Here is a 14,888-nt window from a genome sequence, read left to right as displayed (position 1 = left end):
AGGGAAGGCAATCGTAATGCACAACCATACTTGGAGACTGTAGTACCCAAATTAAGGTTGAAAATTTAAAATTAACTCAAATTGGTGTTGATTAAAAAAATGAAAAGTTCTGAAATTAGAAAAGCATTCTTTGATTATTTCACACAACGTGGTCATCAACTCGTGGAATCCAGCTCTTTAATCCCTGCTAACGATCCTACTTTATTATTTACCAATGCAGGGATGGTGCAATTTAAGGATTTATTTTTAGGACTTGAAACTCGTTCTTATCAGCGGGCAGTCACTGCACAACGGTGCGTGCGTGCAGGGGGAAAGCACAATGATTTGGAAAATGTGGGTTATACAGCAAGACACCATACGTTTTTTGAAATGTTGGGTAATTTTAGCTTTGGTGATTATTTCAAACGTGAAGCAATAAAATTTGCTTGGGAATTTTTAACTCAAGTATTGCGTCTTCCCGAGGAACGGTTATGGGTGACAGTTTATAAAGAAGATCAGGAAGCAGAAGATATTTGGCTAAAGGAAATGAAGGTTTCTGCAGCGCGTTTTTCCCGTTGTGGTGAAAAAGATAATTTCTGGTCTATGGGTGATACTGGCCCTTGCGGTCCCTGCACAGAAATCTTTTATGATCATGGACCTGAAATCCCGGGTGGACCTCCAGGAAGTCCTGATGAGGATGGAGACCGATACATAGAAATCTGGAATCTCGTATTCATGCAGTTTAACCGGGATAAAGATGGGAATTTGCATCCTTTACCTAAACCTTCAGTGGATACAGGAATGGGTCTTGAGCGGCTTGCTGCAGTAGTTCAGGGTGTTCACAGCAATTATGAAACGGATATTTTCCAATATTTGATTCAAGCTACGGCAAAATTGGGTAATATTACTGATTTAAACCATACTTCCTTAAAAGTAATTGCCGATCATATTCGTTCTTGCGCGTTCCTGATTGCTGATGGCGTGATTCCCGGCAATGAAGGACGAGGATATGTATTAAGAAGAATTATTAGAAGAGCAATAAGACATGGGAATAAGTTAGGTTTGCCCACACCATTTTTTTCAAGGTTAGTTGAACCTTTAATCCATGTCATGGGTGATGCTTATCCTGAGTTGATCCAATTTAAAGATCATATTGTAAAAATTCTTAATCAAGAAGAGAATCAATTTGCCCGTACCCTCGATCAGGGTTTACGTTTACTGCATGAGCAAATGCATTCTCTGGGTGGCCGGGAAATATCCGGTGAAATTGCTTTCAAGCTGTATGATACTTATGGTTTTCCAGTGGATTTAACAGCAGATATTGCTAGAGAACAGGGCCTTTATGTCGATATGGATGGCTTTAATGAATTGATGCAGCACCAACGAGAACAATCTCAGGCAGCCAGCCAATTTAGTGTGGATTACAGTACCAGTGCTCAATTGGATTACCAAAGTGATTTTCATGGATATGAAAAAAATCAAATGGAATCCCACATTATTGCCTTACTGCAAGAAGGAAAAGAAGTAAAAACCTTAACCCAGGGTATGAAAGGGGCTGTAGTTTTAGATCATACTCCTTTTTATGCAGAAAGTGGGGGGCAGGTCGGTGATAAGGGCGTCTTAATCAGTGCAGATTTTCATTTTCGCGTCGATGATACCCAAAAGAAAGGGCAAGCCATAGTGCATTATGGCGAAGTAGTTGATGGAACAGCAATTTTAGATCAACAAGTCAGAGCACAAATCGATAGTGAGCGGCGAGAGGCAATTCGTTTAAATCATACGGCAACCCACTTGCTGCACGCAGCCCTTAAAGCAGTTGTGGGAGCACAAGTCCAGCAAAAAGGCTCATTGGTTGAAGCAGAGCGCGCACGATTTGACTTCTCTCATTTTGAATCATTAACTGCAGATCACATACAAAAAATTGAAGAGTTAGTTAATGCCCAAATTAGAGACAATCATGAAGTTGTGACACGAATTATGGACATTGAGTCAGCAAAAAAAAGCGGGGCTGTTGCTCTTTTTGGAGAAAAATATGCCGATGAAGTACGAGTACTCTCTATGGGTGAATTCTCTAAGGAGCTTTGCGGGGGTACCCATGCAAGACGAACGGGTGATATAGGTTTATTTAAAATAATTGCTGAATACGGGATTGCCAGTGGGGTAAGACGTATCGAAATGGTTACTGGCCGTTATGCCTTAGCTTGGATTAATGAACAGCAAGTGTTGTTGAATGAATCTGCATCTTTATTAAAGACAACAATAAATAATTTACCCGAGAAAATTGCTCAGCTCATCTCCGAAACAAAAAATTTGGAAAAGGAAATTACCAAGTTACAAAATGAGAAAGCAAAAAAATCCGGTGCTGATTTGGCAGCGGAAGTTGAAGAAATTAATGGGATCAGTTTACTTGTGAAGCAATTGGACGGGACTGACAGTCAGACCCTGCGTAATACCCTGGATCAATTGAAATCAAGACTTGATTCAGCCGTAATTGTTTTATTTACTCTGGATCAAAATAAAATGAATGTAATTGCGGGAGTGAGTAAAAATATTTTAGACAAAGCGCCTAACGCAGCGACGTTGGTGAGACATCTCTGCGGCAAAGGTGGTGGTCGGGATGATATGGCCCAAGGAGGAGGAGCTATTCCGGATAACTTGGAGAAAAAAATAGAAGAAATAAGAGAGATGGTGCGTCAATCCTAAATTTCCCTCAGGTAGCCTGGAAAATGTTCCAGGCTACATATTGTAAATAACCATATAAGGAGAGGACATGAGTTTTTTACAAGAGTTTAAACAATTTGCCGTCAAGGGAAATGTAATAGATTTGGCTGTTGCGGTGGTAATTGGTGCTGCGTTTGGAAAAATTGTAAGCTCCCTGGTTCAAGGTATTATTATGCCTTTAATTGGTTTGTTGCTCGGCGGGATCAATGTTGCAGATAAAACCTTTACAGTCGGTGCGGCAGTTGTGAAATGGGGCGAATTTCTCCAGTCGGTTATTGATTTTACCATTATTTCATTTTGTATTTTTATAGCAGTTAAAGGCATTTCTCTATTAAGAAAAAAAGAAGAGAAGCAAGAAACACTACCAACAAGAGAAGAAATTCTATTAGCTGAAATTCGTGATCTCTTAAAAGAAAAAACAGGTCCACAAAGAGAATAATATTAGGACTTTGCAATGATTCCATGGCGTAAATTCCTAAATTTTCATTTTAGAAAAACTTATTTACATTACCGCTTAAAAGGATCAATCAATCGACTTGCACTAAAATGAAGAAGATTTGAATAATCCATTTTAAACCTTACCCATTTTTTTAAAGAGAAAAAAAGGTAATCGCGTAATGATTGCCATGATAAAACGCCAGAAATAAGGATAATAGAAGACTCTTTTTCTTTGCATTAGCGCCCGCCAACAGGCTTTCGCACAAAGATCAGGAGGAGCTGCATAAAAAATTCCAGGCTGACCATAGGTTTGCTTTGTATCAATAAAGCCCAAACGGGCAATGGTAATGTGTTGGTTTGCCTGAGCTGTTTGTTGTATCCCTTGCAGGTAAATCTCAATGCTTGCTTTACTGGCCCCATAAAGACTGTTTTTTGCACGTCCCCTGCAGCCAGCAACAGAGCTTAGAAACAGTAAATGGTATTCATTTTGGAGGCGATTAAGGTAGGTATGGATAATTAAAGTAGTGGTGAGGATATTGAGTTGAATGAGGCGCGTTATTGTTTCTCGATTTAAATGCTCATTATCGGTGAAGTCACTATGCGCGATAAACACATCCAATTCACGGGTATCTTTTTTAAGCACGGTAAGTAGCTCATCAACTTGTTCTATAAGATCAACAACCAGAGTCTCACAGCTTACTTTATAGCGGAGCTGAATATCTCGAGCAACGAGGTGGAGTTGATCTTCCTGGCGTCCCACTAAAAGCAGGTGATGTTCGGCTTGGGCAACAATATGTGCAAATTGCTCTGCAATAATGGAAGTGGCACCTAATATCATCCAGGTTCTTGACGTCATTTTTTGATCCCTAACCTTTTTGCCAGATCAGAGTGCATGGTGCATCCATAATTGTCGAGCGTCTGGGAAAACTGAGTGAAATTTTCATACATATAGTAAAATTGTTTTTCATTTAAAAGCATGTCCTTAGCTAAATAAACCCGTCCCTTCAGTTCGGTGATTAATTGATTCAATGCAGAGATTGTTTTATTTGCTGCAGAATTGTGAACAAAATCTACTGCTAAAGTAAATCCTGGTTTACAAAAGGAGAGTAACCCTTCCCCGGGCTGTGTGAATAATTTGAGCACTGCAAGGGTAGGAATTGCTTTATTAATCCGCATTAACCGGATCATCTTTTCCAATTGGGTTGGGGCATCGTCATCGGCACTGAATACAGCTTGAAACTGAATTAATCCTTTGCGGCCATAAAGTCTGTTCCAGTGCAAGAGTTTATCCAGCGGATTATTAAATTGTTCAAGACCTAACTTTTCTTGCCCTTTTTTGTTGTTAAAAAAATGCTGATTAAATAATTTCATACTCCATGAGTTGATTAAAGAAAAAGGAATTTTAGGGACAGTATGAATTTTGGGTTTTATATTATCAAATGGTTCACAATAATCGGCAACAGAGAGAATCGCTCGGGGTGTAGGATTGAGGAGATCAATCCAGGAAACCTGATAATCATGATGAATGCCCTCGGTAGTCATGTATTGGGTTAATTCCGTGAGCGATTCGAATTGTCTATGCTGCGCTTGAACAAAAGGAGGAGCCTCTTTAAGACGAAGAGCAACTCGCGTAATTATCCCTGTAAGACCCAGGCCGGCGATCGTCGCATGAAATAAGTCACTGTTTTTTTCACGGCTGCAGGTAAATTTTTCACTTCCAATCACTAATTCAAATTCGATGAGGTGATGACCAAAGCTTCCTTCTTGATGATTATTTTTTCCATGTACATCATGGGCAATTGCACCTGCCACCGTAGTATGAACTGTACCAGGCAGAACGGGAGGAATGAAATTGGGATGTACTAAAAACAAATCGTGCAATGGTACTCCCGCCTGACAGCGTACAATTCCGGTTTTTTGATCAAAATCAATAAAATGATTCAGACGGCCGCTGTCAATGATAAACCCGCCGGTATTAAAGCAACTGTCATTGTAACTTAAGCCCGAACCACGCACGAGAATGCTATCTTGTGGGTGATGAGCAAGATAATCGATAAGTTCAGTTTCATTATCAGGACGTAAGCAAAAAGATTGACTGACACGCGCACGGCTAAAATTGGTAAGCTTTGTGAATTTGCTGCGCATTTTCGATATTTAATTATTTTTATTATTTAAGACTATAATTCATTTAGAAACATAATTAAAAGGAATTATGATGAAAACTCTTTTAATCTTTTTAGGAACCTTTTTTTCTATTTCAATCTATGCGGCCGATATTCCCCAAGATTATTTAGGTGCGCAGAAATACGATAAATCTCAGTGTTATCACAATACAAGCCAAGATTGTATTAATTCTCAATGTTTGAATTCTGATCAAATTGATTGTCAGGATAATTGTCGCAAAATGGCGCAGTCAAAATGTCAGCAACAATCAAACGAGTAACATGGACAAAGTATTTTTCAAGCAAAAATTGTCAAATGATTGGCGTATGAATTTTTTGACTGTCAAAACAAATTAGCCATTACTGATTCAACTCATAAACGGATCAGGAAAGTCAATGCAATCAACTGAAATTTGAACCCGGATTGGGCGGTGTTAATCCGGGTTATGAAGATAATCCCTGTTTTATATTAAATGGCATACTGTTTGCATGAAGGAGCTATTCATAGAAAAACATTGTACTTGCTGAATTAATGAATGATTCAAATTTAAAAATTAGTATGGATTGCTTATATGGTTGATAAAAACGTTTTATCACAAGAAGAAATAGATGCTCTGCTGAAAACGGTTGGTGAAAACTCAGAAAATCAAAATTCGGAGGGTGCAGAGGGAACCAAGGAGGCAGTCCGTAATAAAAAAGCCAGCAGCCATAAAAAGCAGGTAACGGAAGCTGTATTCGAGACAATAGAAGTAAAAAAAGAAAATGAAGTAAAAACACTGAATTTTACTGCCCAAGAGCGCATTGTAAAAGGTAAACTTCCGGTATTGGACAGGATTTATGATCGCGCTGTACGCCTGTTTGCTGCGGATATTTATAATGTTACGGCCAAAGATTTTGAAATTAAGCAGGATCCATTGCTCATTGTCAAACATCGTGATTTTATGGAGAGCTTACCTAACCCAAGCTTAATGTGTATTTTTAAATTCAAACCATTACGCGGTAAAGGCATTATTCTTTTTGACAGTACTTTTGTATACGATTTGGTGGATTATTATTTTGGCGGCAGTTCTCAATTCTTTGCACAAAAGGATAAAACAGATTTTACTGCGACTGAATTGCGGGTTATGGATGTAATTACCAAGAAGCTCATTGCCAACCTGACTCAAGCTTGGAAGCCAATTATTCAACTTGATATAACGAAATTCAATGATGAAACCAACCCTCAGCTAGTGAATATAGCAGAACCTCAGGAAATGCTGATAGTAACGCGTTTTTCGATGGATTTTGGTAAAGAAATTGGAACTTTTTATTTTGTTCTGCCTTATTCCATGGTTGAACCAATCAAGGAGCAATTGGAACTAGGCGCCTCTCGTCCCGATGATGAAATAGATCCCAACTGGATTAAATCATTAAAAGAAGAATTAATGGATGTTGAATTAACTGTGAGTTCAATAATGGCTGAGACCAAAAGTACTCTTGGTGCAGTTATGTCATGGCAAATAGGTGATTTTATTCCTATGGAAATGAAAGAAGAAGTTACTTTGGATATTGAAGGGACTCCTGGTTTTACAGCAACCCAAGGCACTGCAAATGATAAGCGCGCAGTAAAAATAATAAAAAATATTAGTTATTAGGAGATAAGTAATGTCTCAAGAAGCAATGGAGCAACCTAAACCTGCAAATGCTCTCCCTCAAGAGGCAGAGAGTGAGAAAATGGATTTGATTTTAGACATTCCGGTTTCTGTAACTGTAGAAATTGGCCGTACTAAAATGACCATTCGTAACCTGCTTCAATTAAACCAGGGCGGTATTGTTGCACTGGATCGTTTAGCTGGCGATCCGCTTGATGTTTTAGTCAATGGCACCCTGGTTGCGCACGGGGAGGTTGTTGTAGTCAATGACAAATTTGGTGTGCGGTTAACTGATATTGTCAGTAAAGCAGAACGAATCAAGCGATTAAGATAATGCAAAACGTACTCAATCAGGGGGAGCTCATCCGCGTGATTATGGGCTTATCGTTGGTTTTATTGCTCATTATTGCATTATCCTGGGTAGTAAAGCGATTACATGGAATGCAAATAGGTCCAGCAAGGGGATTTCAACCTATAGCCACTATGATTTTGGGTCCCAAGGAGAAAGTCACTCTTTTAAAAGTAGGGGCCCGTTATTTATTGGTGGGTTCAGGTGCTGGAAATATCACTTTGCTTCATGATTTTGGTGAACAATTGCCACCAGGATTCGATACCCAAAATAAACCAACATTTGCAGATCTGCTTAAATCAGTTGTGAAGTCATCAAAATGAAAAAAATGAATTCAGTACAGTATGCATGCTCCATGTCCTCTAGAGGAGATAAAGCAAATTCGTTTGCCCTAGGCAACGCCAAGGGTTACCTACTGTTTTTTATATTAAGTTGTCTTCCTTTTGCGCTCCAGGCAGCCCCTTTATCACTTCCTGCGTTGACAGTACAACCTGGTGCAAATGGGGAACAAACTTATAGTGTCAACCTGCAAATTTTGATTTTTATGACTTTGCTCACAGTTTTGCCTGGCATGCTGATGGCAATGACTGCGTTTACAAGGATCATAATTGTGCTCTCCATTTTACGGCAGGCTATTGGAATGGCCCAAACCCCCACCAATCAAATCTTGATTGGCATAGCACTATTCATGACTTATTTCGTGATGTCGCCTGTTTTTACTAAAATCAATGAGAATGCGGTGCAACCTTACCTTGCTGAGAGCATCAAATTTCCCCAGGCCTTGGCGAATGCACAAGTGCCATTACGTCAATTTATGTTAAATCAAACACGTAAAAATGATTTGTCCTTGTTTGAAAAATTTGCCGAACAAAACCCGGTAAGCCTTAATGAAGTTCCAATGAGCGTTGTAATTCCTGCGTTCATCACCAGCGAGTTAAAAACCGCATTCCAGATTGGTTTTATTTTATTTTTGCCTTTTTTAATTATCGATATGGTGGTATCCAGTGTGCTGATGGCTATGGGGATGATGATGTTATCCCCTTTAATTATCTCATTACCTTTTAAAATAATGCTTTTTGTAATGGTTGATGGCTGGACGCTTGTTTTAGGATCATTGGCATCAAGTTTTGCGATGAGTTAAAAGGCAGTATTGCTTCAGTGAGCTGGGACCCAGAGGAAATAAAATTTTAGGGAAAAAAATATGACTCCAGAGTCTGTAACTTCTATATTTAGTGAGGGTGTGTATTTGATGCTGTTGTTAATTACAGTCCTCATTCTTCCTGGCCTTATTATTGGCGTGCTCGTTTCTATGTTTCAGGCGGCAACCCAGATTAATGAAACGAGTTTAAGTTTTATCCCCAAACTGTTTATTACTTTTTTGATGCTCGTATTTGCTGGCCCCTGGTTATTGAAGACAATGTTGAATTATACGGATTCCCTGATTAGCAATATTCCTTATTTAATAGGATAACCTCAGATGGATCTTGATTATTCAGCAGCGATAGGACTGATAAGCCAGTTTGTATGGCCCATGGGACGTATTGGTGGGCTATTACTTACTGTCCCTGTTTTTTCATCTGCTTTAATACCGGGCCGTATAAAAATTATTTTGCTTTTCGTTTTAAGTTGCGTCTGTGCATTTATGGTTCCCAAAGAGCTTTCGTTTCTTCATTTTAAGGGCGTTTTTTTGGGATACATACTTCAGGAATTGCTGTTTGGATTGTTAATGGGATTTGTCTTGCAGCTTGTTTTTCAGGTTTTTGTACTGGGCGGACAAATTATTGCAATGCAGGCTGGTCTTAGTTTTGCAGTCATGATGGATCCTGCAAGCAGAGCCAGTGTTCCTTTGGTCAGCCAGTTATATTCCATGATGATGACCCTGATTTTTTTGGCGCTGAATGGACATTTGACAGTTTTTGAAACCTTGTTGGAAAGCTTCAAAGTTATGCCTGTGGGGCAGGTTTCAATTGCCCCATCTATGTTATGGAATGTCATTTTATTTTCAGGGTGGATGTTTAAACAGGCGCTGCTGATTTCAATTCCGGCATTGTTGTCTTTGCTCATTGTGAGTCTTGCTTTTGGAATCATGTCTCGAGCAGCCCCACAATTGAATATTTTTTCTTTGGGTTTTCCTATAACGTTAATCATGGGAATGGTTGTTATTAAGGTAGGTTTGCCGAATGTTGCGGCACAAATGGCGGATCTTTTAGCAGAGGGAATGCGTTTTATGATAGGGATGTTGCGCTGATGGCCGAGCAGGAACAAGCACAAGAAAAAACAGAACAGCCCTCGGCCAAACGGCTTAAAGAAGCCCGAAAAAAAGGCCAGGTTGCCCGATCGCGAGACTTTAACACTACAGTTACCTTATTGGTTACTGCCGTGGGGTTTCTTATTTTTGGAAAATATTTGGCACTCCAGATAGCTGCCATGATGCGACACGCGTTTGAATTTAATACCCAGGTTATTCTTACCCCAACAGTGAGTTTAGAGCGTTTATTTTTACTCGCCAGGATGGGATTTTGGTCCTTAGTACCTTTATTGGTTATTATTTTTGCTATCACTTTGGTGGCTCCATTACTGCTGGGAGGATGGGTTTTTAGTGGACAGGTTTTGCAACCCAAATTTTCACGGCTGAATGTTTTTCAGGGATTAAAGCGGATGGTTTCGGTAAAAAGCGTGGTTGAAATGCTTAAATCGTTTTTTAAGTTCCTTCTTGTCGCAGTGGTAGCCATAGCGGTACTTAAATCACAGGTACCTGCTTTGTTGGGATTAGCCCATGTCCCTGTTGAAACCGCAATCAGCAGCGGTGCATTGATTGTCGTGAAATCATTTGTATTGATTGCGGCAAGTTTGATTGTAATTGCTGCTTTTGATGTGCCTTTCCAATTGTATGAGCATCAGAAAAATATGAAGATGACCATGCAGGAATTGAGGGATGAATACAAAGAAACAGAAGGTAAGCCTGAAGTAAAAAGCGCTATTCGTAGGGCACAACAAGAAATTTCGCGACGACGGATGATGAATGAAATATCAAAAGCGAATGTGGTATTAACAAACCCTACCCATTATGCGGTGGCAATTAGTTATAAGGAAAAGAGGAATAAAGCTCCGATAGTGGTAGCCAAGGGTAAGGATTTGATTGCATTCCAAATAAATAAAGTGGCAACCGCCCACAAAATTCCTGTTATTTCAGTGCCCCCTTTGGCACGCGCACTTTATTTTTCCACCAAATTAAATGCAGAAATACCAAGAGGGCTCTATATTGCTGTCGCCCAGGTCTTGGCATATGTGTTTCAGTTGCGTGATAAGGAACGTTATGATTACAAACCCACACTCTTGCAAGATGTTCCTATTCCGCCAGAATTAGTACGGGAAGTAGAGGAGAATGCTCATGAATAAAGCATTGCACTATATTCAATATTGGATGAGACAAGGTCTGGGCACCCCTTTGGTGCTTATCATGATGCTTGGCATGATGATGTTGCCTTTGCCTCCTTTCCTATTGGATGTGTTTTTTACTTTTAATATCGCATTATCGTTAGTTGTTTTATTAGCAGTGATATACAGTGAAAGACCCCTTGATTTTGCTGTTTTTCCCACCGTTATCCTGCTTGCGACGTTATTACGTTTATCGTTAAACGTAGCCTCAACGCGCGTTGTTTTATTAAATGGCTATAAAGGAACTGACGCTGCCGGACACGTGATTCAATCATTTGGTGAGGTGGTTATTGGTGGAAACTACGCTGTTGGGCTGGTTGTATTTATTATTTTGGTCGTTATCAATTTTGTTGTCGTCACCAAAGGCGCAGGGCGGGTATCCGAGGTCAGTGCACGGTTTACTTTAGATTCATTACCGGGAAAACAAATGGCCATCGATGCAGATTTGAATGCGGGTTTGATTAATCAGGAGCAGGCAATCAATCGGCGTCTGGAGGTAGCACAGGAAGCAGATTTTTATGGCTCTATGGATGGTGCCAGTAAATTTGTTCGCGGAGATGCAATTGCAGGAATCCTGATTTTGGTTGTTAATATTATTGGTGGGTTAATTATTGGTGTTTTTCAGCACAGGATGAGTATTTCCGATGCATTGCATAATTATATTCTATTAACTATTGGTGACGGTTTGGTAGCACAAGTTCCATCTCTGGTTTTATCCACTGCTGCCGCCATTATTGTAACGCGGGTTTCCAGTGCGCAAAATATGGGGCACGCGCTTATTTCGCAATTACTTGCCAATCCCCGTTCTCTAATTATCGCGGCAGCTATCATCGGATTAATTGGTATTATCCCGGGAATGCCGCATGTTGCATTTATTTTACTTTCTGCAGGTTTGGCAGGAATTGCCTATTTGTTTTTACAACAGGAAAAAGTTAAGAATAAAGAACAGCTCACCCAGGAAAATGAATCTTTGGCCCTGCAGGCGCCCAATATTTCTTCCGAGCTGTCTTGGGATGATGTAAATCCAGTGGACGTAATCAGTCTTGAGGTAGGATATCGCCTGATTCCTTTGGTCGATCAGTCTCAGGGCGGAATTTTACTCTCCCGAATTAAGGGGGTACGAAAAAAAATCTCCCAGGAACTGGGGTTTTTAATTCCTTCCGTACATGTACGGGATAATCTGGACTTAAAGCCGAACCATTACCGGATTAGCTTGGCAGGCGTGGTAATGGGAGAAGCTGTAATCCATCTGGATCGGTGTCTGGCTATCAATCCAGGACAAATTTTTGGCGAAATCGAAGGAATAAAAACTCAAGATCCCGCATTTGGAATGGAAGCAGTCTGGATAAATGAGAGTCAGAAAGAAGAGGCACATACCTTAGGGTATACCGTAGTTGATGCTTCAACAGTAATTGCTACCCACTTAAGCCAAATACTTGAGCAAAACAGTCAGCAGTTATTAGGTTATGAAGAAACACAGCAACTTTTGGACAAACTCGCAATAACTTCACCGAAATTGGTGAAAGAATTGGTGCCTGATGGGCTTACATTAGGAATGGTGAGTAAAGTATTACAAGGATTGCTCGTGGAACATATTCCTCTAACCGATATTCGTACCATAGTCGAAACTTTGGCGGAGCTAGCGCCAAAATCCAAGGATACAGAATATTTAATCAGTCAGGTACGAATAGCCTTATCCCGATTAATCACCCAAAAAATCAGTGGAATTCACGAGGAACTGCCAATTATTACTTTAAAACCAGAGTTGGAACAATTATTGCAAAACATTATTCAAAGCAGTGGGACCGGGGGCGTAAACTTTGAGCCGGGAATGGCAGACAAGATACAGCATTCCTTGACTCAACTCGCAATGCAACAACAGGCAAAACAGGAGAGTTCCGTATTGGTGGTACAACCCGGAATACGTTCGGTCTTGGCACGATTTGTGCGTAATATCTCTCATGACTTTCATGTTTTGTCTTATCAGGAGATTCCTGATAATAAACAAATAAGAATAGTAGGGACAGTAGGATAACACCTGATCTGGGGTGATTATAAAGAGAAGCTGGTGCAAAACAATCAGAGCATCAGTTCTCAGTTTTCCTACAAGCGGACTACAATTTCTATATAGAGGCATTGCGTGAATAGTGACAAATTTCTTCATAAGCAGGAGGCTTTATGAAATTAAAACGTTTTGTTGCGGCCGATACACGCAGCGCTATGAAACAAATTAAAGAAACACTTGGTGCCGATGCCGTTATATTGTCCAGCCATCATATAGAAGGGGGGGTGGAAGTCGTTGCTGCAATTGATTTTGATGAAACAATTCTTTCAACATCAGCAGCGGTAGCCTGTGCTGAACCACCAAGCCAGGCTAAATTTCAAACACAAACACCTCTTGATGACATGCGCCAGGAAATTCAAACCCTAAGGGGAATGCTTGAAGCGCAGTTAAGAGGAAATATTGGGGTCCATGAACCTTTGCATACGATTTTGCTCCAGAAACTTCTGTATCTGGGAGTAAGCCACACTACAGCCGCAAATTGGGCATGTTCGGTGCGACCTGATTTAAATCAACAAAAGGGTTGGGAGGGTGTTTTAAATCTCATTTCCGAACAATTACTCATTTGTGACACCCATAGGATAGAGGAAGGTGGGGTGTATGCTTTTGTTGGGCCAACGGGTGTCGGGAAAACAACCACTTTGGCCAAAATTGCAGCGAGATTTGCCCTGCGATTCGGGGCAGATAAGCTGGGGTTAGTTACTATGGATACCTATCGAATTGCTGCCCAGGAACAGCTTATGATGTATGGAAAAATTTTGGGCGTTAAAGTGTGTGTTGCACAGGATGAAGTTTCTTTGGCGCGCGTGTTACGACAACTAAGTGATAAGAAATTGATTTTAATTGACACCGCGGGAATGAATCCGGCAGATGAACGGGTTGTAAAACAAATGTATGTACTGGGGACTTATTTACAGTCAATTTCCAAAGTTTTGGTGTTACCTGCAACCAGTCATTATCGAGTATTAATTGATGCAATAAAACGTTACGAGGCAAATCAGGTCGATCAGTGTATTTTAACCAAACTGGATGAGTCTTTAGCTGTAGGGGGTGCCTTAAGCGCGCTAATTGAGTCGGGCTTAGGGGTGAGCTATCTCACCCACGGACAACGGGTACCTGAAGATATTAAAATGGCTACACGCCACCAGCTCATTGAGTTACTTGCAGATCAGGAAACACAGCTGTTTCAGACAGACAGAGTTGGGAAAGCACTTCAAAGTGCTGGGAGAGAATATCATGTCTAAGGTAAAGAAAAATATACGGGATCAGGCTTCAGGTTTAAGGAACCTGTCACGTGCGAAACCAATTAAAGTAATTGCCGTCTCTGCTGGCAAGGGAGGTGTAGGCAAGAGCAATGTTTCTGTCAATTTGGCCGTTGGCTTGGCTCAGCTTAACAAAAGAGTGATGATACTTGATGCTGATCTGGGATTGGCAAATATAGATATTATGCTGGGATTGCATACTAAATATAACTTGTCTCATGTCATTCAGGGAGTCTGTCACTTAAGTGACATTATATTGCCAGGACCAAGCGGAATTAGCGTAATTCCTGCAGCCTCAGGTACGGAATTTATGACCCAGCTTTCCCCTCCGGAGCTTGCTGGAATCATCGATGCATTTAATGAGCTTACCGATGATTTAGATTACATGATTATAGATACCGCTGCTGGAATTTCGGACACCGTTTTAAGTTTTACCCGTTCCTCTCAAGAGTTAATTGTAGTTGTTTGTGATGAACCCACTTCCTTAACAGATGCATATGCTTTAATTAAAGTAATGAGTAAACGATATGAATGGACACGTTTTCACATTCTGGCCAATATGGTGAGAAATGAAAGAGATGGGCGGGAATTATTTAATAAATTATTAAAAGTTTCCGAGCAATTTCTCGAGGTTCAGCTAGACTATCTAGGAGCAGTACCTTTTGATGAGCATATACACAGAGCAGTAAAAATGCAAAAGCCCGTACTAATTGCTTATCCTGATTCTGCTGCTGCTTCGGCTCTCAGACAGTTGGCAGATGAAGTCTCTGAATGGCCTCCCTGTTCTTTATTGGGTGGTAATACCAGTTTCTTTTTAGAGCGTTTGGTTGCAGGTGAATTTTAAGG

The 14,888-nt window shown here is 40.4% G+C and carries 14 protein-coding genes; 12 read left to right on the top strand and 2 right to left on the bottom strand.

Annotated elements, in window-relative coordinates:
* The first annotated feature begins 99 nt into the window (after positions 1-99).
* Entirely contained in the window at positions 100-2,682 is a 2,583-nt protein-coding gene (gene alaS / locus KYQ_RS06535; RefSeq protein ID WP_010653363.1) for an alanine--tRNA ligase, read from the top strand.
* A gap of 67 nt (positions 2,683-2,749) precedes the next feature.
* On the top strand, positions 2,750-3,139 hold the full coding sequence (gene mscL, locus KYQ_RS06530) for a large-conductance mechanosensitive channel protein MscL (RefSeq protein ID WP_010653364.1): 390 nt from the start codon (positions 2,750-2,752) through the stop codon (positions 3,137-3,139).
* 132 nt (positions 3,140-3,271) lie between these two features.
* Here the strand turns inward: mscL and KYQ_RS06525 are convergent, their stop codons facing one another.
* Complete coding sequence (locus tag KYQ_RS06525) at positions 3,272-3,994, bottom strand: SDR family NAD(P)-dependent oxidoreductase (protein WP_010653365.1); 723 nt, start codon at positions 3,992-3,994, stop codon at positions 3,272-3,274.
* Entirely contained in the window at positions 3,991-5,283 is a 1,293-nt protein-coding gene (locus KYQ_RS06520) for an FAD-binding oxidoreductase (RefSeq protein ID WP_010653366.1), read from the bottom strand. Before KYQ_RS06520 ends, KYQ_RS06525 begins: the two co-directional genes overlap by 4 nt.
* A 589-nt stretch (positions 5,284-5,872) precedes the next feature.
* Here KYQ_RS06520 and fliM point away from each other — a divergent pair.
* From fliM to KYQ_RS06465, 10 genes are all read left to right on the top strand, one after another.
* Positions 5,873-6,934, top strand: a complete 1,062-nt coding sequence (gene fliM, locus KYQ_RS06510; protein ID WP_010653368.1) for a flagellar motor switch protein FliM — start codon at positions 5,873-5,875, stop codon at positions 6,932-6,934.
* A gap of 10 nt (positions 6,935-6,944) precedes the next feature.
* The gene (fliN, locus tag KYQ_RS18245) at positions 6,945-7,265 is read left to right on the top strand and encodes a flagellar motor switch protein FliN (protein WP_010653369.1); all 321 of its coding nucleotides are present in this window, start codon (positions 6,945-6,947) and stop codon (positions 7,263-7,265) included.
* Positions 7,265-7,603 carry a flagellar biosynthetic protein FliO gene (gene fliO / locus KYQ_RS06500; protein ID WP_010653370.1) on the top strand — a complete coding sequence of 113 codons (339 nt, stop codon included), beginning with the start codon at positions 7,265-7,267 and terminating at the stop codon, positions 7,601-7,603. Before fliN ends, fliO begins: the two co-directional genes overlap by 1 nt.
* The gene (gene fliP, locus KYQ_RS06495) at positions 7,600-8,421 is read left to right on the top strand and encodes a flagellar type III secretion system pore protein FliP (protein WP_010653371.1); all 822 of its coding nucleotides are present in this window, start codon (positions 7,600-7,602) and stop codon (positions 8,419-8,421) included. The genes fliO and fliP overlap by 4 nt, the downstream gene beginning before the upstream one ends.
* Before the next feature lie 60 nt (positions 8,422-8,481).
* A complete protein-coding gene (fliQ, locus tag KYQ_RS06490) occupies positions 8,482-8,751 on the top strand; it encodes a flagellar biosynthesis protein FliQ (RefSeq protein WP_010653372.1) in 270 nt (89 codons plus the stop codon).
* A gap of 6 nt (positions 8,752-8,757) precedes the next feature.
* Entirely contained in the window at positions 8,758-9,528 is a 771-nt protein-coding gene (gene fliR, locus KYQ_RS06485) for a flagellar biosynthetic protein FliR (RefSeq protein WP_019349771.1), read from the top strand.
* Positions 9,528-10,679: a flagellar biosynthesis protein FlhB gene (gene flhB / locus KYQ_RS06480; RefSeq protein WP_010653374.1), complete on the top strand. Its 1,152-nt coding sequence runs from the start codon at positions 9,528-9,530 to the stop codon at positions 10,677-10,679. The genes fliR and flhB overlap by 1 nt, the downstream gene beginning before the upstream one ends.
* Positions 10,672-12,753 (top strand): flagellar biosynthesis protein FlhA, encoded by a 2,082-nt coding sequence (gene flhA, locus KYQ_RS06475; RefSeq protein WP_010653375.1) that lies wholly within the window; start codon positions 10,672-10,674, stop codon positions 12,751-12,753. The genes flhB and flhA overlap by 8 nt, the downstream gene beginning before the upstream one ends.
* A gap of 143 nt (positions 12,754-12,896) precedes the next feature.
* Positions 12,897-14,024: a flagellar biosynthesis GTPase FlhF gene (flhF, locus tag KYQ_RS06470; protein ID WP_010653376.1), complete on the top strand. Its 1,128-nt coding sequence runs from the start codon at positions 12,897-12,899 to the stop codon at positions 14,022-14,024.
* Positions 14,017-14,886, top strand: coding sequence for a MinD/ParA family protein (locus KYQ_RS06465; protein ID WP_010653377.1), 870 nt, complete (start codon positions 14,017-14,019; stop codon positions 14,884-14,886). Before flhF ends, KYQ_RS06465 begins: the two co-directional genes overlap by 8 nt.
* Positions 14,887-14,888 lie beyond the last annotated feature (2 nt).

The sequence above is a fragment of the Fluoribacter dumoffii NY 23 genome (assembly GCF_000236165.1).
Classification (GTDB): Bacteria; Pseudomonadota; Gammaproteobacteria; order Legionellales; family Legionellaceae; genus Legionella; species Legionella dumoffii.
Note: the sequence above shows the minus strand (reverse complement) of the source record. Positions and strands in the feature narration are given on the sequence as shown.

Excerpts from the sequence above, each read along its gene's own strand:
- fliM (WP_010653368.1), top strand. The coding sequence starts at position 5,873 with ATGGTTGATAAAAACGTTTTATCACAAGAAGAAATAGATGCTCTGCTG.
- fliR (WP_019349771.1), top strand. The coding sequence starts at position 8,758 with ATGGATCTTGATTATTCAGCAGCGATAGGACTGATAAGCCAGTTTGTA.
- mscL (WP_010653364.1), top strand. The coding sequence starts at position 2,750 with ATGAGTTTTTTACAAGAGTTTAAACAATTTGCCGTCAAGGGAAATGTA.
- fliO (WP_010653370.1), top strand. The coding sequence starts at position 7,265 with ATGCAAAACGTACTCAATCAGGGGGAGCTCATCCGCGTGATTATGGGC.
- flhB (WP_010653374.1), top strand. The coding sequence starts at position 9,528 with ATGGCCGAGCAGGAACAAGCACAAGAAAAAACAGAACAGCCCTCGGCC.
- fliP (WP_010653371.1), top strand. The coding sequence starts at position 7,600 with ATGAAAAAAATGAATTCAGTACAGTATGCATGCTCCATGTCCTCTAGA.
- fliQ (WP_010653372.1), top strand. The coding sequence starts at position 8,482 with ATGACTCCAGAGTCTGTAACTTCTATATTTAGTGAGGGTGTGTATTTG.
- KYQ_RS06525 (WP_010653365.1), bottom strand. The coding sequence starts at position 3,994 with ATGACGTCAAGAACCTGGATGATATTAGGTGCCACTTCCATTATTGCA.
- flhA (WP_010653375.1), top strand. The coding sequence starts at position 10,672 with ATGAATAAAGCATTGCACTATATTCAATATTGGATGAGACAAGGTCTG.
- flhF (WP_010653376.1), top strand. The coding sequence starts at position 12,897 with ATGAAATTAAAACGTTTTGTTGCGGCCGATACACGCAGCGCTATGAAA.
- KYQ_RS06520 (WP_010653366.1), bottom strand. The coding sequence starts at position 5,283 with ATGCGCAGCAAATTCACAAAGCTTACCAATTTTAGCCGTGCGCGTGTC.
- KYQ_RS06465 (WP_010653377.1), top strand. The coding sequence starts at position 14,017 with ATGTCTAAGGTAAAGAAAAATATACGGGATCAGGCTTCAGGTTTAAGG.
- alaS (WP_010653363.1), top strand. The coding sequence starts at position 100 with ATGAAAAGTTCTGAAATTAGAAAAGCATTCTTTGATTATTTCACACAA.
- fliN (WP_010653369.1), top strand. The coding sequence starts at position 6,945 with ATGTCTCAAGAAGCAATGGAGCAACCTAAACCTGCAAATGCTCTCCCT.